The following is a 20,638-nucleotide window of genomic DNA, read 5'->3' as shown; positions in this document are numbered from 1 at the left end:
GAGCACCGGTCACCCGATCCCTGATCGCGTACGACCACTGATCACATCGGACTCATTCGTCTAGCGTGGCAGCATGCCGATGCAACCCTGGTTCCCCGACGCCAAGCTGGGCGTCTTCATCCACTACGGTGTCTACGCCGTGGACGGATGGGCCGAGTCGTGGTCCTTCTACACCGGCGAGGTCACGCACGAGCGGTACATGAAACAGCTCGACCGCTTCACCGCCTCGCGCTACGACCCGCAGGCCTGGGCCGAACTGTTCGCCCGGGTCGGCGCCAAGTACGCGGTCCTGACCACCAAGCACCACGACGGCATCGCCCTGTGGGACACCGACCACCGCAACCTCGACGTCGTCCGGGACACCCCCGCAGGCCGTGACCTCGTCGCCGGCTTCGTCGAGGCGCTGCGCGCCCGGGACCTCAAGGTCGGCCTGTACTACTCGCACTCGGACTGGAACCACCCGGACTACGCGACCGAGCGGCACCCCGGCCCGCACATCGTGCCGCCCAACGGCTACTCGCACGCCGAGCCGGGCGAGGAGGACCCGGAGGCCTGGGCGCGCTATCTCACGTACCGCGACGGCCAGGTCGGAGAACTCGTCGACCGTTTCCGCCCCGACCTCCTCTGGTTCGACGGCGAGTGGGAGCGCACCGAGGAGCAGTGGCGGATGGGGACCCTGGCCGAACTGATCCTCGCGGGCAGTCCGGAGATCGTTCTCAACGCCCGCATGCTCAGCCACGGCGACTACGCCACCCCGGAACAGGGCGTCCCGCTCATCGCCCCCGAGGGTCCGTGGGAGCTGTGCCTGACGATCAACGACTCGTGGAGCCACCGGCCCACCGACCATGACTACAAGTCCGTACGCCAACTCGTCCGCTACTTCACCGAGACCATCGCCATGGGCGGCAACCTCCTGCTCGACGTCGGCCCGAAGGAGGACGGGACGATCCCCGAGGAGCAGGTCGAGCGGCTGGAGGGTCTCGGCGCGTGGATCGCCAGGCACTCCGACGCCGTGTACGGGACGGTCGCCGGTCTGCCCACCGGGCACCACTACGGCCCGAGCACCCTCTCCGCCGACCGGCGCACGCTGTACCTGATGTGCTTCGACGTACCCCGCGAGACCGTGTCGATCCGAGGGCTGCGCAACGCGGTACGGCGGGTGACGGTCCTCGGTACGGGCACCGGGCTCGGCCACCACATCACCGGCGGCCTCGACCACGTACCCGGCGTGACCTGGATCGACGCGCCCGCAGCGGCCGATCTCGACCCGTACGCGACCGTCCTGGCCGTCGAGTTGGACGGGGAGCTGGACCTCTACCGGGGTACGGGGAGGGACTGACCCAGCACTTCATCCACGGTGACGACCCGGACGAGCGGCCGGTACAGGTCCAGTACGTACAGGGCCTTCGCGTGCGACTCGTCGTCGGCGCCCGCGCAGGCGTCGGCGACCACCAGTACCTCGACGCCCGCGTCGGCGGCGGCGAGGGCGGTGGACAGCACACAGCAGTCGGTGCTGACTCCGGCCAGGACCAGCCGCCCGTCCGGGCCGAGGCGGGCGGCGAGTTCCGGACCCCACTTGCCGAAGGTGGGGGCGTCGATCACGTGCCGTGCGTCGTCGGCGAGTTCGTCGACGACCTGCCAGAGGCGTGCGTCGGCGGGTCGCAGCGCGAAGGGCGCCCGGTCGTAGTACGCCCGCCAGGCGCCTTCGGGTCGCTCCGGTGCGATGAAGCGAGTGAACACGACGCGTTCGTCGAAGGCCGGCAGCAGACGCCGTACGCCTGACGCGGCCTCGGCGAAGCGGGGTGCGGCCCAGGGGCTGTCCGGTTCGGCGAAGACGCGCTGCATGTCGATGACGGTGAGCAGACCAGCCGCCCGGGTGGTCATGCGCGCCCCGCCTCCTGGGCCCGGACCCGGCCGCGTCCGAGAACGAGCGTGCCGGCGAAGCCGAGCGCCAGCGCCAGCAGGACGCCCAGGTTGGCGTACGCCCAGTCCCCGGTCCTGCCGCCGAGGCCCAGCGGGCCGAGCAGATAGCCCTGCCAGTCCAGCCAGCCCGCCGCCGAGTTGGTGACCAGGCCCCAGCCGAGGACGGTGGCGGCGAGGGTGAGCAGGAGGGGGCCGGCGGGAATGTCGCCGTAGCGGCCGTCCGTGCGGAACAGGTCTTCGTCGGCGTAGTCGCGGCGGCGCAGGAGCAGGTCGGCCAGCATCACCCCGCACCAGGCGGCGATGGGGACGCCGAGGGTGGTGAGGAAGCCGATGAACGGGCCGAGGAAGTCGTCGGCGAAGAAGACGATGTAGACGGCGCCCGCGATCATCAGCACCCCGTCGGCCAGCGCGGCGAGCGGGCGCGGTATGCGCAGGCCCGCGGCGAGCAGGGCGAGGCCGGAGGAGTAGATGTCGAGGACCGCGCCGCCGACCAGGCCGAGCACGGCGACGGCGGCGAACGGGGTGAGGAACCAGGTGGGCAGGAGTGTGGTGAGCGCGCCGATGGGGTCGGCGGCGATGGCCTCGTTGAGTTCGGTGGAGGAGCCGGCGAGGAGCAGGCCGAAGACCAGCAGGAGCAGGGGTGCGAGCGAGGCGCCGAAGGTGGTCCAGCCGACCACGCCCCGGCCGGAGGAGGCGCGCGGCAGGTAACGGGAGTAGTCGGCGGCCGCGTTGACCCAGCCGAGGCCGAAGCCGGTCATCATGAAGACGAGGGCGCCGATGAACTCCTGCGCGGACCCGGCGGGTACAGCGCTGACGGTGGACCAGTGGATGTGGTCGGCGACCAGGGCGACGTAGACGACTGTCAGCACGCCCGTGACCACGGTGATCACGGTCTGGAAGCGCATGATCAGATCGAAGCCCATCACGCCGACCACCACGACCAGCGAGGCGACCAGGACGAGGGCCATCACCTTGGTCTCGGTGCCGCCTCCCGTGCCGAGGCGGCGGAAGACGGTGGCGGTGGCCATGGTGGCGAGCGCGCACAGCACGGTCTCCCAGCCGACGGTGAGCAGCCAGGAGACCATCGCGGGCAGCCGGTTGCCGCGCACGCCGTACGCGGCCCGGCTGAGGACCATCGTCGGTGCCGAGCCGCGTTTCCCGGCGACCGCGACGAACCCGCAGAGCAGGAAGGAGAAGACGATGCCGATCACTCCGGCGACCAGGGCCTGCCCGAAGGAGATGCCGAAGCCGAGCGCGAACGCGCCGTAACTCATGCCGAGGATCGAGACGTTGGCGCCGAACCAGGGCCAGAAGAGGGTGCGCGGTGTGCCCTTGCGGTCGGCGTCACCGATCACGTCCAGGCCGTGCGTCTCCACCTGGAGCGCTCTCTCCGGCTGGGGCGGCCGGACCGCGGAGGTGCCGTCGCCGGTGCGGGAGTCCGTCATCGTCGGCCTGCCTGTCTGATCGCGGACCTGTCCGTCCGGCCATGCTGATCGCGTCGAGGGGAACCTAGATGCGCCGGTCGGGGGCGTCAAGAAGGCCCCCGACCGGCGAGCACCGGGTCAGCGTCGGACCGGCAGGGTGAGGGTCCCCGTTCGCAGACCGGAGGCCTTCGCCGTGAGGGTGAGGCGGCCAGGGCGTTTCGCCGGGCGGAGGATCGCGAGGGCCTTGCCGTGCCAGGTGTAGCGGCTCGGTCGTTTGAAGCTGTCGACGTTGTGCGGGTTGCCGTTGCCGACGCCGGCCAGTTCGCCGGCGCCGTCGATGCCGAACGTGACGTGGTGGGTCGCGTCGGGGACCACGTGGCCGTGCCTGTCGACCACCTCGACGAGTACGTGGGCGAGGTCGTCGCGGCCGGTGGTGAGCGACCTGACGTCCGGGACGAGCCGCAGCGCGGCCGGAGCGCCCACCGTCCTGAGCGTCTTGCGGCCGATCTCCTTGCCGTCGCGACTGGCGACGGCGGTCAACTCGCCCGGTTCGTACGGCACGGTGAAGGTGGCCATGGCCCGCTCGGGGGCCTTCGGCCCGCCGCCCGGGATCTCCGCCCCGTTGAGCAGCAGCCGTGCGCTGTCGCCCGGTGTGTAGACGTGCACCGTCATCGGGTGTCCCGGCTCGACGTCCTCCCAGGTCCAGCTCGCCAGCTCGTCGAAGTAGCCCCACCGCAGGGCGACTTGCTCGGTGCCCGCCGGGGTCGGACGCTCGACCATGAGTTCCACGGGGCTGCGGCCGGTCACCGCGTCCCGCCAGTGGCTCTGCGGCTTGCGCTGCCCGATCAGGTCGAAGTCGCCGCAGTTCGCCTGGAAGTAGGGGTACGCGTAGCCGAAGCCGCCCCAGTTGTGGTGCAGTTCGCGGGAGATCGACCAGCCGGGCATGACGCTCTGGTCGCCGATGGTCGCCCCGGTCCCCACGGGCGGGATCGGTGTCTTGCCGATGCCGGCCTCGCCGAGGTAGTCCCAGGCGGCCCAGATCCAGGTGCCCACCGCCCAGTCGTGCTGGTCGGCGAACGTGATGTCCTGGTAGATGGTCGCGGGGAACGTCTCGTTGTGCGCCAGCGCCTTGTCGGGGTGGGCGGCGTGCATCTGGGCGTAGCCCTTGCCGTTGGCGTTGTAGTGCACGTCGTTGATGTCGACGTAGTTCCCGGAGGGGTCGTCCGCCGAGTGGGTGGAGCCGCCGCCGAGGGTGAGGGGCCGGGTCGTGTCGAAGGTGCGGAGCAGGTACGGGACCATGGCCAGGGCCTGGACCACGAGGCGGCCAGTTGGGCGCCGCGGTGGCCGCCCGTGCGGTCGGTGATCTCGTTGCCCAGCGACCACATCACCACGCTGGGGTGGTTGCGGTCGCGCAGGACCGTGCTCGTCAGGTCGCGTTCCCACCACTCGGCGAAGTGCACCGAGTAGTCCTCGGGGTTCTTGCCGGTGTCCCAGACGTCGAAGAACTCGTCCATCACCAGCATGCCCAGCCGGTCGCAGGCGTCGAGCAGGGCCGGGGTCGGTGGATTGTGTGCCGTACGGATCGAGTTGAAGCCGGCGTCCTTGAGGATCTCGACGCGGCGTTCCTCGGAGCGGTCGAGGGCAACGGCGCCCATCGGGCCGTGGTCGTGGTGGACGTTGCCGCCCATGATCTTGACCGGCTCGCCGTTGAGCAGGAAGCCCTGTTGGCCGTTCCACGCCAGCGAGCGGATGCCGAAGCTCGTGGTCACCGTGTCGACGACCTGGCCGTCGACCAGCACCTCGGCCCGTACGGTGTACAGGCTCGGCGAGTCCATGGACCACAGCGCCGCCCGCTTGACGGGGATATGCACGCCGTTGAGCCAGACGTCGGCGTTCTGGTACACCCCGTCGAACCGCAGCTCGATATGTGACTCGTCGTCGCCGGCCGACGCATCGATCGCGAAGTGCTTGTGGTACCAGCCGATCCCGCCGACCGTGTATCCGATCGAGCCCCCGTTCCCGCTGCGCCCCGGGTCGAACGGGCCGATCACCTGCGGCGGAGTTGGGCCACGCCGGGTCGGGCTCCTTGGGCACCAGGAGGGACGGGAAGCTCGTCGCGCCGCCGTCGGTGGAGGTGGCGTACGGGAGGTCCTCGATGCTCCAGTCGTGCGGAAGGTCGAGGGCGCGCCAGGAACTGTCGTCGTACGAGGCTTCCTGGGCGTGCTCGGCGTCGCCGCGTAAGAAGGGCCACCCTTCGTCGAACGACCCCTCGCGCGCCCACCCGCCCCTGTTGCGCGGATCCGCGCCGGCGACGGCCGGCCCGGTCACCTCCCATGCCACTGCGCCCGCGGCTGCCGCACCGAACTGGAGCGCTCTACGCCGTGTCAACTGCCGGTCCTTCTTGGTCATCCCTTTCACCTCTCCGCAAGAATTCCGAAAGAATTCGGATCAGGAATTCGGTATACCGAACACCGAGCAGAATGCTGAATGTGCGAACTGGCATAGACATGACAGTTTGGCGGACGTGGCGTCAAGGTGCCTGCGGCAAACAAAGAGACCTGTAACCCTTTTGCGCATATTTGCCGCACCTGTCAGCATCGAAGGGGGACAATCAGCAAAAGGGGAGACCGGAGACATCGTGGCAGCGGAGCAAAGCGACCGCTCCGGGGAGGAATTCGTCGAGGCCCTCGTGCAACTGCACGCCGACGCACCGGCGGGCGAACTGGCCGAATGGTGCGCCGAGCACGGAATCGACATGACTCCCATGGCCGCCGGTGCCCTTCTCACGGGACCTGCCGGCCGGTTCGCCGAGGCCTTCGGCGAGCGTCCGGGCGATCGCGCACAGCCCCAGTCGCTTCCGGTCCCACCGGCGCTGCGGGGCACCACGCGGTCCGTCACCGTACTGCCGCTCCCCGCTCTCGGCGCCGACACCGCCTCCCCCGACTGAGCGACGACCGCCCCGGTCGCCCCTCCCCACGGCGACGCCTGGAGGACCGATGGCGCTCCCCATGACGCCCCAGTACGGGCAACCCGCTCCGGACCAGGTGTACGGCTATGTGTCCGCCCGGTCGCGGGGCGGCACCCCGATGACCCGGGCCGCGCACTGGGACTCGGCCGAGCCGTTCCGGACCGACCCGGAGAGCCAGCAGCGTGCCGAGGACTACGCCGTCGCGGCCGGACTGAGCATCACGGCCGAGAGCCGGCTGGGGTTCTCGGTCTGCGGACCGCCCGCGGCGTACGCGGAGCTGACCGGCGGCAGGGTCGAGACGTACGAGGCCCTGCGCCAGGTCGAGATGGACCACATCCGCTATGTGACCCAGCTGGACATCGTGGGCGAGGGGCAGCCCGAGGCCCGTGGGGTGGGCGAGGTGCCGGGGACCGACGCGATCGAGGCCGTGGCCCTGGAGGAACCGCGTACGCCGGCGCGCCTCGTGCCGTCCGCCCAGCCGCCCAACGTCGACAGGTTCCACCTCAGGCTGCCGGGTGACGTCGCCATGCTCCTTGGCGCCACCCGGGCCCATGCCCGGGGTGCGGTGGGTGCCGGGGTCCGGGTCGCCATGGTGGACACCGGGCAGTTCCCGCACACCTACTTCGCCGCACACGGCTACCAGGTCTCCCCCACGGTCGCGGTCCTGCCGGGCACCAGTCCCGTGCACGATCCCGTCGGACACGGGACCGGCGAATCGGCGAACGTCTTCGCCGTGGCGCCCGGAGCGGACCTCCACGCCTACCGGGCGAGTGACAACTCCGGCAGCCTGACCGGCGCCTTCACGGCCTTCATCCGTGCGAAGGCCGACTGCCTGGGAGCGAAGACCGAGGGCCCACAGGTGCTCACCAACTCCTGGGGCGGATCGCGGACGTTCCCTCCCGTGGGTCCGCCCACGGCGAACGACAACGTGTTCGCACTGGAGATCAGGGACGCGGTGGAACAGGGCATCACCGTCGTCTTCTCGGCCATGAACGGGCAGTTCGCCATGGAACCGCAGGTGCCCGGAGTGCTGTCCGTGGGCGGCGTGTTCGTGGGACCGGGACTGGAGCTACAGGCGTCCGACTACGCGAGCGGCTACGCCAGCCCGTGGTTCGACGGCGTCGTCGTGCCCGTCGTGTCCGGTCTGGTCGGCATGCGGCCCCGGGCGCAGTACCTCATGCTGCCGGTGCCGCCCGGCTGTGCGCTCGATGTGTCCGAGAGCCGGGCGCAGGCCGACGGGCAGCTGCCCGACACCGGAGACGGTACGGCGCAGGACGACGGGTGGGCGCTGTTCTCCGGTACGTCGGCGGCGGCGCCGCAGGTCGCGGGAGCAGCGGCCGTCCTGCTCGCGGCCCGGCCGACGCTCGCTCCCCACCAGGTCATCAAGGCTGTCGCCGAGACGGCGGTCGACGTCACCATCGGCGCGAACCATCCGCGATTCAACCGTCCGGCGCGGATCGGACCCGACGAGGCCACGGGCGCGGGTCTGGTGAACGTCGACGCCGCCCTGTCCTTCGTCCTCGACCAGATCCCCTGACAGTGCGCGACGGAGGGTGGAAAAAGCCATGTCGCTGTGGGACCGCACTCCTGAACGCCGACGGGCGACCGCCTGGCCCGCGGCCGCGACGGCAGCCGTAGCGGCCGCGGACGAAGACGGAGGACTACGGCCTGGGACGCTGTACCGAGGCGTGAGCGGCGTGGATCGCGGCCCGGTGCCCATGCCCGTCGGGCAGTTCGCCGGACTGCGGGACCCGATGGCCATGGTCTTCTTCCGGCAAGGCCGTTGGCCCATGACACTGGAAGAGGTGCTGGACGGGCTCACCGGGGCGGGCGAGCTTCCGGCGCAGTCCGTGTATCTGATCAGTGAGGCCGGGCAGATCCCGCCGGACGAGGCCCCCGGGCTCCGCCGCGACTTCCGTTTCGCGATCTCCCGCGCGGCACCGGGCCGGGACCCCGACCTGCTGGTCAGCAGCGACCCCGGCTCGGTCTTCCTCCAGGTCGCCGCCTGGGACCCGGTCTCCCGGGTCTTCAACTACTACATGCGGATCTCGCCGGCCTGGGTGTGGACGGGCGACTCCTGGTCGTCGATGGCACCCGAGTCCCGGGGGAAGGGCTGCTTCGACAGTCACGTCAACGGCAGCGTCGTCATGAAGGAGCTCAAGCAGCCCTGGAGTAACTGGCAGTCCATGTCCGCGACGGTCCAACTCGCCCCGGACGACCCGTTGCGCGACAACCCGCTCTACCGTCAAGTGATCGGCGCCGAGCGCCTGGAGCTCACGGTGAAGGGCCTCGTCTCCCGATGGACCACCGCGCGCCTCTCGGCGGTCGTCGACGACGGCATGGTGGCGCACCCCGACCATCTGCTGCGGCAGTTGTTCACGAGCACCACGGTGAACCTCGCCAGTACGTCCACGCAGAGCGCGACGGTCATGTCCGGCGACAGGGATCTGTCCCAGCCCCTGGGCTTCTGGCTGAACGCCGACGCCCTGCTCAACGATCTCGGCCTGCCGGTGGGCATGGAGACCGTGCCCACCGCGCCGGCGTCCCTGTACGCGGACAGCCTCGCCGCTTTCGGCTTCCGGCTGGAGGAACAGGTGAGCGACTTCTCGCAGCCGGGCGACACGTTCTTCGCCTTCGTCGTCCCGGAGCCCGCGTACGAGGACAACGACGTGGTGCGGCAGTCGGTGGAGAAGAGCCTCATGCCGGCCAGGTTCGCGGCCTGCGCGCTGATGGTGGACTTCACCAACCCGGTCTTCAGCCCGGTCCGCGCCCATCTCATGCGCTACGTGCCCACCGCGCCCGTACCCGCCTCGACGTGGTGCGACGACATCGCCTCGGCCGTCGTCGCCGCCGCGCGGATCCTGCCCGCCGACAGTCCCGAGGCCGAGTTCGCACGCAACTGGGCGGTCCCCGAGGCCGATTGGCCCGGTGTCTTCGCCCAGCGAGTGGACGTCTACCTGGAGAAGGTCACGGCACGGATCCGTACGGCGTCGGGGTTCGACGACTGTGTCCGGCTGGCGGAATCACGCCGCCGCACATTCAAGGACATGAGGCTCAACGAATTCGCGCTCACCCTGCCGGCCACCGACATCCCGGCCGACGCACCACGGCTGCGCATGAACGAGGACGGCACCGTCGGTGTCGTGACCACCGGAGGTTCTCCATGACCACCATCAACGCGTACGGGCCTCCCGGCCGACTCACCGACCTCGACGACATCGGGAAGAAGGCGTGGCACGTCTTCATCAGCGACAGTGTCGACCAGGCGATCACCGGGCCGGACCCCGCCGAGGTGCTGCACGACAGCCCCCGGCCGCAGTTCTACAACCTCACCAAGACGGACACCGCGGCGGACGCGGTCCAGGCGGCCGTCACCTGGACAGCGTTCCCCAACCGCCTCAAGGCAGCGATCTCGGACCGGCAGCGCTGGCAACGCGCCGACGCCAGCCGCGACGTACAGGACGAGTACTGCGAGTGGAGCGTGACCCGCGTCGGAGGCGGGAAGATCACCCGCGTCACCTTCACCTGCGAGGGCCCCGAGTACTGGGACGTGCTGGCGCAGACCAACCCGGACAAGGCCCTCGACATCTACCGCGCCCACATCGGCCCGGCCGTGCGGCGGAGCGACCTCTTCGGCCCCAACGGCCGGTACATACGGCGCAACAAGTGGAACGACTCCACGACGCAGGGCGCGATGCACCTCATCCAGCAGTCCAACACCCTCGGCGCGGAGATCGAACTCGCCGCCGCCGCAACCATCCGTCGGGTCATCGGCGGCCGGGAACTCACCGGCGCGCAGGAACTCATCGCCTGCGCCAAGTACGGCGTACCCGACCGCAACAGCGACCCGCACATCGGCGAAGTGGTCAACTCGATCGCCCGGCAGAAGGCGGACATCGCGCTCAGCGACCCCGTGGGCATCTACTTCGACGACCTGGCCACCGACGGGTGGAGCACTCCCGACGGCTCCGCCCCGAAGAGCTTCTGGACCGTCGAACGCGGCGACACCGGCTTCCCGGTACGTGCCGTCTACGAGGTGCCCGCAGGCCGGGGCTTCGCCGTGGGCGACATCACCATCGGCGGCAGGCCCATCGAGTTCGGCGCCCAGATCGCCGACTTCGTCACCGTGAAACTCACGGCCACCGCCTGCCGGCTCGGCACGAGCACGGCCCGGCCGCAGACCGCCTGCGTGGAGCTCGCGGCGGGCGACGACGTCACGCCGGGCGCCTTCGCACCCGGCGCGTTCTCCGCGCACGGCTACCTCGGGACCCACCCCGACCAGGCATCGCGCAGCACACGACTCGTGGCGTAGCGCGCCGTACACCACCGCACCGCCACACGGGAGGCGGACCCATGACAACGGACGCGGAACTCTTCTCCCCCATCGAATCCGACTACCTGTCACAGCTGACGCGGGCCGCGGAACGCTATGCGCACCGAACCGGGCAGCGGGAGAGAAACCGGGAGCTGCTCCGGACGCGTGGCGTGCTGTACGCCGACGAACCGGAGCGGGTCGAGAAGCGGCTGGCCCGTCTCGGCGCCGACTGGTCGCTGGCCAGGGCGATCGAACGGGAGCCGTCGGAGCCCGTCACCGCGGCGGGGAGCACCCTGCGGCTGCCGCCGGAGAGCTTCGGCAGCGATGTGCTGGGCCTGGAACGCCTCATCGGGCGCAACAACCTCACTCCGGTCGCGTTCCTGGAGGAGGGTGCCCTCGCCTCCCGCGCGGTCGGCCGGATCACCATCAGCGGACCCGGTGGCGGTCACGGCACCGGCTTCATGGTGTCCCCCACCCTGCTGCTCACCAACAACCATGTGCTGCGCAGTCAGGAGGAGGCCCGTCGCAGTGTGGTCGCGTTCGCACTGCAGGCCGGGCTCGACGGGCAGCCGCTCACACCTGCGGTCTTCCAGCTGGAGCCGCACAGGTTCTTCGTCACCGACCGCGCTCTGGACTTCAGCCTCGTCGCGGTGGCCGAACGCGGTGCGGGGGGCGAGGAGCTCTCGTCGTTCGGCCGGCTGACGCTCAGCGAGGCGCAGGGCACGGTCGTCATCGGGGAGTTCGTCAACATCGTTCAGCACCCCCGGGGCGAGCCCAAGCAGCTCGCGCTGCGCGAGAACGAGATCGTCGACATACTCGACCGCTTCATGCACTACGAGTCCGACACCCGTGAGGGTTCGTCGGGTTCGCCGGTCTTCAACGACCAGTGGGAGGTCGTCGCGCTGCATCACTCGGCTGTCCCGAAGACCGACGCCGAGGGCCGCCCGCTGAGCGTCGACGGAGCGCCCTGGACACCGGGCATGGGCGACGACCGACTGGCATGGAAGGCCAACGAGGGGGTGCGGATCAGTCGTGTGCTGCGCGCCCTGCACGAGATCACCCTGACCGGTGCGGCCGCCCGGCTCCGCGACGAGCTGTTCACCCCCGGGACCTCTTCCGGACCGGCTGCCGGGGCAGCTCCGGTCCCGGTTGAGAGCACCACGCCCACACCCGCGCCCTCGACGGACGGTGCGTCGAATCTGCCGAGGTCCGCCGGCGCGCGGGCGTACGTGGCCGACGGCACCGCCCACCTCACCGTCCCGCTGCGGATCAGTGTCGGAGTCGACTCGTCGGCATTCCCGGTGGCGACCGTCACCACCCCGCCGCCCGTGCTCGCGCCCACGACGCCGCCCTCGGCCTGGCCGCCCGACGTGGCCTCCGCCGTCCAGCGGGACGTGGACGCGGCCCTGGTCAACCACCGCCTCGCGCGGGAACGGCCGTACTACGACCGGCCCGCCGACACCGCCGCACGCGACGCCTACTACGCGGACATCGGCACCGACGACGGGGACGCACTGCGCCGCGCGCTCACCGAACTGCTGGCGGAGACACACGAGCCCCGGCCCAGGTACAAGCCGATCCGGCTCGTCTATCCGTGGGTCGACCTGCACCGGGACGGCCGGCTGCGCAGCATCTACTCCGGAAAGGACTTCTCCGCCGAGGAGTTCATACGGTTGGACGCCGCCGTGGAGGAAGCGCGGCTGGCGCGCGTGCAGGAGCTGATCCTCCACGAGGGCACTGCCGGTCCGGCCGAGTTCGCCGCCGAGTTCGCCGCTCTGGAGGCGTCGATGCCGTTCAACTGCGAACACGTGGTGCCGCAGTCGTGGTTCGACGCGCGGGAGCCCATGCGGGGCGACCTCCACCATCTGTTCGCCTGCGAGAGCGGGTGCAACAGCTTCCGCAGCAACTTCTCGTTCGCCGAGTTCCCCGAATTCGAGCTGGCGATACGGGACGAGTGCGGGGCGCGTGACACGGCCGTGGGGTTCGAACCCGAGGAGGGAAAGGGAGCGGTCGCCCGAGCCACTCTCTACTTCCTGCTGCGCTACCCGGGGTTGATCGGCGACGGGTCCGTCGAGTTCCCCGAGAACCGCCTGCCCACGCTCTTGGCCTGGCACGGCAACGAGCCCGTGAGCGAGTACGAGTTGCACCGCAATGCCGCCATCGCCGAGCTGCAGGGCAACCGCAATCCCCTCATAGACCACCCGGAATGGACCGAGAAGATCGACTTCTCCGGCGTCTGGCCCTGATGGCCCGATCAGCCCTACGCCGCAGCCTGGCGCGTCTCCTGAGCATCGCCGGACGATCACGTCCACCGGGGTCGGGCACCCCGGTGGCGGGATCCGAACGGCTACCACTTAGCATATGAGCGCCGCCTAGCTCGAAAGATAAATCTGTGACTGTCAACGAGGACTCGTTCACCAACTGGAAGCACCGCGAGGAGATCGCGGAATCGATGATCCCGATCATCGGGAAGCTGCACCGTGAGCGGGATGTCACCGTCCTGCTGCACAGCCGCTCCTTGGTGAACAAGTCGGTGGTCAGCATCCTGAAGACCCACCGGTTCGCCCGGCAGATCGCCGGGGAGGAGCTGTCGGTCACCGACACGCTGCCGTTCCTGCAGGCCCTCACCACGCTCGACCTCGGCCCTTCGCAGATCGACATCGGCATGCTCGCCGCGACGTACCTCACCGACGACTGCGGACTGTCGATCCCGGAGTTCACGGCCGAGGCCGTCGCCGGCGCCACGGGTGCCAACAAGATCGAGGGCGGCGAGGGGCGCGACGTCGTCCTCTACGGCTTCGGCCGCATCGGCCGCCTCGTGGCCCGCCTGCTGATCGAGAAGGCCGGCTCCGGCAACGGCCTGCGACTGCGCGCCATCGTCGTCCGCGGAGGCGGCGAGCAGGACATCGTCAAGCGCGCCTCGCTGCTGCGCCGGGACTCCATCCACGGCCAGTTCCAGGGCACGATCACCGTCGACGAGGCGAACAGCACGATCGTCGCCAACGGCAACACGATCAAGGTGATCTACGCGAACGACCCGTCCGAGGTCGACTACACGGCATACGGCATCAAGAACGCCATCCTCATCGACAACACGGGCAAGTGGCGTGACCGGGAAGGCCTGTCGACGCATCTGCGCCCCGGCATCGACAAGGTCGTCCTGACCGCGCCGGGCAAGGGCGACGTCCCGAACATCGTGCACGGCGTCAACCACGACACGATCAAGCCGGACGAGCAGATCCTGTCCTGCGCGTCCTGCACCACCAACGCGATCGTGCCACCGCTGAAGGCGATGGACGACGAGTACGGCGTGCTGCGCGGCCACGTGGAGACCGTCCACTCGTTCACCAACGACCAGAACCTGCTGGACAATTACCACAAGTCCGAGCGCCGCGGCCGCTCCGCGCCGCTCAACATGGTCATCACCGAGACCGGCGCCGCGTCCGCCGTGGCCAAGGCGCTGCCGGACCTCAAGGCGCCGATCACCGGCAGCTCGATCCGCGTCCCGGTGCCGGACGTCTCGATCGCCATCCTCAGCCTGCGCCTCGGTCGCGAGACCAGCCGCGAGGAGGTCCTCGACTATCTGCGGGGTGTCTCGCTGACCTCACCGCTGAAGCGTCAGATCGACTTCACCACGGCTCCCGACGCGGTCTCCAGCGACTTCATCGGCTCCCGCCACGCCTCGATCGTCGACGCCGGCGCCACCAAGGTCGACGGCGACAACGCGATCCTCTACCTCTGGTACGACAACGAGTTCGGCTACTCCTGCCAGGTCATCCGCGTCGTGCAGCACGTCTCCGGGGTGGAGTACCCGACGTACCCGGCTCCGGCGGTCTGATCGGCACGGTCTGATCGGCAGTTGGGGAATCGTGGTGTGATGACGCCGTGAGTCGCGCCGCAGAAGAGTCCAACCGCCGCATGCTCCGGGCCAGGGATGCCATGGACCGCTCCTACGCCCAGCCGTTGGACGTTCCGTCCCTGGCCCGGATCGCGCATGTGTCCGAAGCGCACTTCACACGCACCTTCCGGGCCACGTTCGGCGAGACACCGCACCGCTATCTGCAGCGCCGCCGGGTCGAACGGGCGATGTTCCTGCTGCGGGAGACCGACCGCAGTGTGACGGACATCTGCTTCGAGGTGGGCTTCGGCAGCCCGGGCACCTTCAGCCGGACCTTCCACGACATCGTCGGCCGGTCACCGAGGACATACCGCAAGGAAGCGAAGGAGACGGCTGCCATGGCCGTACCGACGTGCTTCACGAAAGCGTGGATGCGGCCGAGCGGCTGAGCCCGGGGCCGGCCGGTGGCTGAGCAGTTTTGGATAAGTTTTCTTCCGGCCCGCTCGATAGCGTGATGCGCATGTTCACCGCTATCACGCACTCGCAGATCTACGTCCTCGACCAGGACGCGGCCCTCGACTTCTACGTCGGCAAGCTCGGTCTGGAGGTCAACACCGACGTCGACCTCGGCTTCATGCGCTGGCTCACCGTCAACGTGCCCGGGCACCCGGAGCGCCAGATCCTGCTGGAGAAGCCGGGGCCGCCGGCGCTCTCCGAGGAGACGGCACAGCAGGTCCGCGAACTGCTGACGAAGGGCGCCACCGGGGGCCACCTCATCTTCAGCACGGACGACTGCCGCAAAACCTACGAGAAACTGCTGGGCCTGGGCATCGAGTTCACCGAGGAACCCACCGAGCGGCCGTACGGCATCGACTGCGGCCTGCGCGATCCGTTCGGCAACAGCATCCGCTTCACCGAGCCGAAGGGCTGAGCCGCCCGGCATCTTTGCCCAGGCCCCTCTTCTCCCAGGCCCCTCTTTGCCCAGGTCAGGGCCGTTGTCAGTGGTGGCGTGCAAGATGATCGGCATGACGACATCAGCTGCAGTGATCGTGGATGCCGCCGCCTACGCGCAGGCGGTCGAGGACGCCGTGAATGCCTCGGCCGCCTACTACACGGGGGGCACATCGGTACTGGACGACGACGCCTACGACCGGCTGGTGCGCGGCATCGCGGAGTGGGATGCGGAGCATCCCGACCAGATACTGCCCGGGTCGCCGACCGGGAAGGTGGCCGGCGGCGCGGTGGAGGGGGATGTCCCGCACACGGTGGCGATGCTGAGCCTGGACAACGTGTTCTCGGCCGAGGAGTTCACCGCGTGGACCGCGTCGTTGGCCCGGCGGATCGGTCATGACGTGGAGCGGTTCAGTGTCGAGCCGAAGCTCGACGGCCTGGCGGTCGCCGCCCGCTACACCCACGGCCGTCTCACGCGGCTGATCACGCGCGGCGACGGGACGGCCGGGGAGGACGTCTCGCACGCGATCGGCACCATCGAGGGCCTGCCCGGCGAGCTGACCGAGCCGGTCACCGTGGAGGTGCGGGGCGAAGTCCTCATGACCACCGCCCAGTTCGAGCACGCCAACGAGGTGCGCACCACGCACGGCGGGCAGCCGTTCGCGAATCCGCGCAACGCCGCGGCGGGCACCCTGCGGGCCCGGGATCGCGCCTACACCGTGCCGATGACGTTCTTCGGCTACGGTCTGCTGGCGCTGCCCGGCACGGAGGAGGAATTCGCCGGGCAGTTGGGGGAACTCGCCCACAGCGACCTGATGGCACGGGCCGCGGAACTCGGCGTGAACACCACCGCCGGTACGGCGGTGCCCGGTGTCACCGCCGACTCGGTCGAGCAGGTCCTCGCCCGGGTGAGGGAGATCGCCGCGCTGCGCGCCGAACTGCCCTTCGGGATAGACGGAATCGTCATCAAGGCCGACCTGGCCGCCGACCAGCGGGCCGCCGGATCCGGTTCACGCGCCCCACGCTGGGCGATCGCCTACAAACTGCCGGCCGTGGAGAAGATCACCCGGCTGCTGGAGGTGCAGTGGAACGTCGGCCGCACGGGCATCATCGCCCCGCGCGGCGTGCTGGAACCGGTCGAGATCGACGGCTCCACCATCACCTACGCCACCCTGCACAACCCGGCCGACATCACCCGCCGCGATCTGCGCCTCGGCGACCACGTCATGGTGCACCGCGCCGGTGACGTCATCCCCCGCGTCGAGGCCCCCGTCGCCCACCTGCGCACCGGTGAGGAACAGCCCATCGTCTTCCCGGAGGTGTGCCCGCGCTGCGGCTCCGGCATCGACACCGGCGAGCAGCGCTGGCGCTGCGAGAACGGCCGCAACTGCCACCTGGTCGCCTCCCTCTCGTACGCCGTCGGCCGCGACCAGCTGGACGTCGAAGGGCTCGGCCACACCCGTATCGTGCAGCTCGTCGAGGCCGGTCTGGTCGCCGATCTCGCCGACCTGTTCGCCCTCACCCGCGACCAACTCCTCGGCCTGGAGCGGATGGGCGAGACCAGCACCGACAACCTCCTCGCCGCGCTCGACACGGCCAGAGGGCGGCCGCTGTCGCGGGTGCTGTGCGCGCTGGGCGTCCGCGGCACCGGCCGCTCCATGTCCCGCCGTATCGCCCGCTACTTCGCCACGATGGACCACATCCGCGCCGCCGACGCCGCCGCGATACAGCGGGTCGAGGGCATTGGCACCGAGAAAGCCCCGTCGATCGTCGCCGAGCTCGCCGAACTGGCCCCGCTCATCGACAAGCTCGCCGCGGCCGGGGTGAACATGACCGAGCCGGGCGCCACGCCGCCCGCCCCGGCGACCGAAGACGCCCAGGCCGACGCCGACACCGACGCGGAGAACGCCGCGCCGGTAGGTGGGCCGCTCGCCGGGATGACGGTGGTGGTCACGGGGGCGATGACCGGCGTACTGGAGAAGCTCAGCCGCAACCAGATGAACGAACTCATCGAACGCGCCGGCGGCCGCGCCTCCTCCAGCGTCTCCAAGAAGACCTCCCTGGTCGTCGCCGGTGACAACGCCGGATCCAAGCGAGCCAAGGCCGAATCCCTGGGCGTCCGCCTGGCCGCCCCGGACGAGTTCGCCACCCTGGTCGCCGATTTCCTGGACTGATGTCGCCCGCCATGTGGCACTTGCTGCCCCATGGACTGGGCGAGGCGAGCGACAGAAGCGGTGCGGCGCGACGGTCGGGCTGTCCGGCGGGCGGTGCGGCGGGCGTGGCTGGGACCTGGGCTCGAGCGGGATCTGGCGGTGCAGGCCGGCAAGGCCGCGCTGGCGGCATGCATGGCGTGGGCGGTGGCGGGCTGGTGGCTCAAGGCTCCGATGGCGTTCGTCGCTCCCTGGGTGGCGGTCGTGCTGGTGGAGTCGACGGTGTACCGGTCGATCGCCCACGGTCTGCAACAACTCGCCGCCTTCGCCATGGGCACGGCGGCGGCGACGGCCGGTGCCCTGGCACTGGACGGCAAGATGACCGCGATGGCCCTGGTCCTCCCGGTGGTGCTGCTGCTCGCCCAGTGGCAGCGGCTGGGTGCCCAGGGCGTCTACGCCGCGACCGGTGCGCTGTTCGTCCTGACCGGCGGGCAGCCCAGCCTTGCGTCCTCCGCCGCACGTCTCATGGAAGCGGTCTTCGGCGCGGTGGTCGGCATCGTGGTCAACGCGCTGATCCGTCCCCCGGTGTACCTGCGTGACACCCGCGCCGCCCTGGAGGAGGCCGCGCGTGAGGCGCGGGCCATCCTGGAAGCGGTGGCCGACGGGCTGGCCGCGGGTGAGTGGGACCCGCACGCGGCCGGGGAGCGCCACGAGCGTGCCCTGCGGCTGGCCCGCCTGGTCGACCAGGCCCGGTCGGCGATCGGCTGGGGCCGCGAGAGCATGCGCGTCAACCCGCGCGGCCGCCGCTCCCAGGCCCTCTCCCCGCCCGGCCAGGCATACGACGACCCCCTCGCCGTGCTCGACCATGTCGCCGTGCCACCGCCGGGGTGACCCGCACGGTGCTGGAGGCCGCGGAGCGCGGCGGAACGCGGCTCCGGCCGGAGCCGCGCATCACCGACCCGTACGCGGACTTCCTCCGGCACACCGCCCGCGCCGTCGGCCTCTACGGCCAGGCCCGGTTCGCGGAGGACGACGGCGGCCGGTCCGTCGACCGGGCACTGGACGAAGCCGTGGCCGAGCTCCGCCGCGTTCTGCGCGCCCTGCACCGAAGTCTCCCCGACACCGCCCGGCACGACCCCGCCGCACTGGCAACGCACGGCACCCTGCTGGCCCAGGCCCACCGCTTGGCCGACCAGTTGGCGCCGGAGTGAGGGGCGAGTGACGGCGTGGGGTGAGGGCCGGGAACCAGGCCCCGGGAGTGATGGCCGGGGGTGCAGGCCGGGTGAGGGCCATGAGCGAGGGCCGGGAATCAAGGCCGGGAAAGAGGGCCCCTGGGGTGAAGGCCGGGAGCCAGGCCCCAGGAATGCAGCCGACCGCCACGAGGCCGGCCTCAGCTGTCCCCCCAGCGGTGTGGGGACACGGTCGGGCCTCGCTGCGGCGTGGTGGTCTGTCCCCGCGCGGCGGCCTCGCGATCCGTACCCCGCGCGGCGGCACCGCGGTCCGTCACCCTCAGGGCGGCGTAGCAGTCCGTTCCCCCGCGGGGCGTCGCGCCCCCCTGGCCTCGCGGCCTGTCCCCTCCAGGGGCGGCCGGTCAGGCGGCCGCGCTCAGGGCCTTCCGGTCCTGAAGGCCGCCCGGCTTCCTCGGGAGGGGCACCGGGGGCGGGGTGCGGCGGGTCCGTAGGAGGGAAGCCGTGCCGATCGTGCCGGCGATGAGCAGGCCGCCGGCGACGAGGGCGCCGCGTGCTCCGGCGAGTTCCATGAGCAGGCCCAGCGCCGGCGGTCCGCCGAGGCTCCACACCGTGCCCACGCTGCCCCACACGCCGAGGACGCGGCCGCGCAGATGAGCGGGCGGGTCGGTCTGGAGGACGGCGGTTCCGGCGGTGTCGGAGACGGACTCCAGGACGGCCATGGGCAGCACGAGCACCAGCAGGACGGCCAGCGACGGTGACAGGCCCGCCGCGAGTTGGAGCAGCGCTCCGGCGGCGGCCAGGGTACCCACCAGGCGGACGGACGGACGGCGCAGCCGGGCGCCGAGGACCGCTCCGAGGATGCCGCCGACGGCGAGGACCGTGGAGACGGTGCCGAACGCGCCCGCGCCGCCCGCGAGGGGCCCGGTGACGAGGACGGCCAGCGTCAGACCGTAGTTGCGGCCGAAGATCGAGCTGAGCCCGGTGATCCCGGCGAGGGCGACCAGACGGGGACGGCGCGCGAAGAAGAGCAGACCCTCTCGTACGGTCATGCCCGAACCGGTGGCCGCCTTGTCGGGCGCGGCAGCGGCCCCGGTCCCCGCCCCGGCGGTCGGCGTCACGGAGCCCGCCGCCACCGCTCCGGGCGCCGGACGCAGGAAGGGGACGACCGCGGCCACGAACAGGAACGACACCCCGTTGGCCGCGTACGCGGCGCCCGTCCCCAGGAAGGCGACCGTCACACCGGCCAGGGCGGTCCCGACGAGCCGGCCGGCGCTGTGGACCAGCGCGCCCACGCCGATGGCGGAGGGTACGTCCTCGACGGGAACGAGGTCGTTACCCAGGAGGGCGCACGCCGGTCCGTCGACCGTGGCGATCGTGCCGGTCACGGCGGCCAGCACCAGCAGGGTCGTCATGTCGAGCCGGTCCAGGGCCACGAGTACGGCCGTCACGAAGGCGACCGTGCCGAGGAGCGCCTGGCTGACGGTGGCCGTCAGCTTGCGCGGCCAGCGGTCGACGGCCGCTCCGCCCAGCAGGCTCACCACGAGGGCCGGCGCGGCCTGGACGGACATGGACAGCCCGGTCGCGGCGGCCGAGCCGGTGATCTGCAGGACGAGGAGGTTCTGCACCGTCAGCTGCATCCAGGTGCCGGCGTTCGACACGAAGTTCGCGACGGACCACCAGCGCATGCTGCGGTACCGCAGGGACCGCCACGGCGAACGCGACGGCTCCCGGGACGGCACGGGGGCGAGGTCAGGGGCAGGAAAACGCGAGGGAGCGGAAGGCACAGTGCGATACCCGAAGGGCGAGGCGGGAACAGACGGTCGGCGGAACCGAGGAACGCCGGCTGCGCTGCGCGGCCGCTCCACCTGATCGGTCAAGG

The 20,638-nt window shown here is 70.8% G+C and carries 14 protein-coding genes and 2 pseudogenes; 11 read left to right on the top strand and 5 right to left on the bottom strand.

The features are described 5' to 3' along the window. Window positions 1–73: 73 nt before the first annotated feature. Window positions 74–1,339 carry an alpha-L-fucosidase gene (locus tag F3T56_RS29460; protein ID WP_149828408.1) on the top strand — a complete coding sequence of 422 codons (1,266 nt, stop codon included), beginning with the start codon at window positions 74–76 and terminating at the stop codon, window positions 1,337–1,339. Here the strand turns inward: F3T56_RS29460 and F3T56_RS29455 are convergent. From F3T56_RS29455 to F3T56_RS48340, 4 genes and pseudogenes are all read right to left on the bottom strand, one after another. Beyond that, entirely contained in the window at window positions 1,315–1,884 is a 570-nt protein-coding gene (locus F3T56_RS29455; RefSeq protein ID WP_149828407.1) for a cysteine hydrolase family protein, read from the bottom strand. The two genes, F3T56_RS29460 and F3T56_RS29455, sit on opposite strands and share 25 nt — an antisense overlap. After that, complete coding sequence (locus F3T56_RS29450) at window positions 1,881–3,368, bottom strand: purine-cytosine permease family protein (protein ID WP_149828406.1); 1,488 nt, start codon at window positions 3,366–3,368, stop codon at window positions 1,881–1,883. Before F3T56_RS29450 ends, F3T56_RS29455 begins: the two co-directional genes overlap by 4 nt. Window positions 3,369–3,485: 117 nt before the next feature. Further along, window positions 3,486–4,664, bottom strand: coding sequence for a DUF4982 domain-containing protein (locus F3T56_RS29445; protein ID WP_149828405.1), 1,179 nt, complete (start codon window positions 4,662–4,664; stop codon window positions 3,486–3,488). Window positions 4,665–4,768: 104 nt separating this feature from the next. Continuing rightward, window positions 4,769–5,182 (bottom strand): annotated as a pseudogene (locus tag F3T56_RS48340) (glycoside hydrolase family 2 TIM barrel-domain containing protein); the annotation flags it as partial. A gap of 803 nt (window positions 5,183–5,985) precedes the next feature. Here F3T56_RS48340 and F3T56_RS29435 point away from each other — a divergent pair. The 10 genes and pseudogenes from F3T56_RS29435 to F3T56_RS50180 all read left to right on the top strand — a co-directional run bounded on the left by F3T56_RS29435 (window position 5,986) and on the right by F3T56_RS50180 (window position 18,780). Continuing rightward, complete coding sequence (locus F3T56_RS29435; RefSeq protein WP_149828404.1) at window positions 5,986–6,294, top strand: response regulator; 309 nt, start codon at window positions 5,986–5,988, stop codon at window positions 6,292–6,294. 49 nt (window positions 6,295–6,343) lie between these two features. Continuing rightward, window positions 6,344–7,852: a S8 family serine peptidase gene (locus tag F3T56_RS29430; protein ID WP_149828403.1), complete on the top strand. Its 1,509-nt coding sequence runs from the start codon at window positions 6,344–6,346 to the stop codon at window positions 7,850–7,852. Between the two features lie 151 nt (window positions 7,853–8,003). Next, a complete protein-coding gene (locus F3T56_RS29425; protein WP_246203994.1) occupies window positions 8,004–9,482 on the top strand; it encodes a hypothetical protein in 1,479 nt (492 codons plus the stop codon). Beyond that, the gene (locus tag F3T56_RS29420; RefSeq protein ID WP_149828401.1) at window positions 9,479–10,627 is read left to right on the top strand and encodes a hypothetical protein; all 1,149 of its coding nucleotides are present in this window, start codon (window positions 9,479–9,481) and stop codon (window positions 10,625–10,627) included. Before F3T56_RS29425 ends, F3T56_RS29420 begins: the two co-directional genes overlap by 4 nt. Window positions 10,628–10,668: 41 nt before the next feature. Next, window positions 10,669–12,876, top strand: a complete 2,208-nt coding sequence (locus tag F3T56_RS29415; RefSeq protein ID WP_149828400.1) for an endonuclease — start codon at window positions 10,669–10,671, stop codon at window positions 12,874–12,876. 146 nt (window positions 12,877–13,022) lie between these two features. Further along, window positions 13,023–14,468 carry a glyceraldehyde-3-phosphate dehydrogenase gene (locus F3T56_RS29410; protein WP_149828399.1) on the top strand — a complete coding sequence of 482 codons (1,446 nt, stop codon included), beginning with the start codon at window positions 13,023–13,025 and terminating at the stop codon, window positions 14,466–14,468. Between the two features lie 47 nt (window positions 14,469–14,515). Then, window positions 14,516–14,917 (top strand): helix-turn-helix domain-containing protein, encoded by a 402-nt coding sequence (locus F3T56_RS29405; RefSeq protein ID WP_172639195.1) that lies wholly within the window; start codon window positions 14,516–14,518, stop codon window positions 14,915–14,917. A 71-nt stretch (window positions 14,918–14,988) separates the two neighbouring features. After that, entirely contained in the window at window positions 14,989–15,399 is a 411-nt protein-coding gene (locus F3T56_RS29400) for a VOC family protein (protein WP_149828398.1), read from the top strand. 85 nt (window positions 15,400–15,484) lie between these two features. Continuing rightward, window positions 15,485–17,593 (top strand): NAD-dependent DNA ligase LigA, encoded by a 2,109-nt coding sequence (ligA, locus tag F3T56_RS29395; protein WP_172639194.1) that lies wholly within the window; start codon window positions 15,485–15,487, stop codon window positions 17,591–17,593. 30 nt (window positions 17,594–17,623) lie between these two features. Further along, window positions 17,624–18,780, top strand: a pseudogene (locus F3T56_RS50180) (aromatic acid exporter family protein). Window positions 18,781–19,160: 380 nt separating this feature from the next. On the opposite strand, the gene F3T56_RS29385 reads toward F3T56_RS50180, so the two are convergent. Continuing rightward, window positions 19,161–20,444 carry an MFS transporter gene (locus tag F3T56_RS29385; RefSeq protein WP_149828396.1) on the bottom strand — a complete coding sequence of 428 codons (1,284 nt, stop codon included), beginning with the start codon at window positions 20,442–20,444 and terminating at the stop codon, window positions 19,161–19,163. Window positions 20,445–20,638 lie beyond the last annotated feature (194 nt).

This window comes from Streptomyces tailanensis (assembly GCF_008386495.1).
Taxonomy (GTDB): domain Bacteria; phylum Actinomycetota; class Actinomycetes; order Streptomycetales; family Streptomycetaceae; genus Streptomyces; species Streptomyces tailanensis.
The sequence above is the reverse complement of the archived record's forward strand: the minus strand, read 5'-3'. Positions and strand labels throughout refer to the sequence as shown.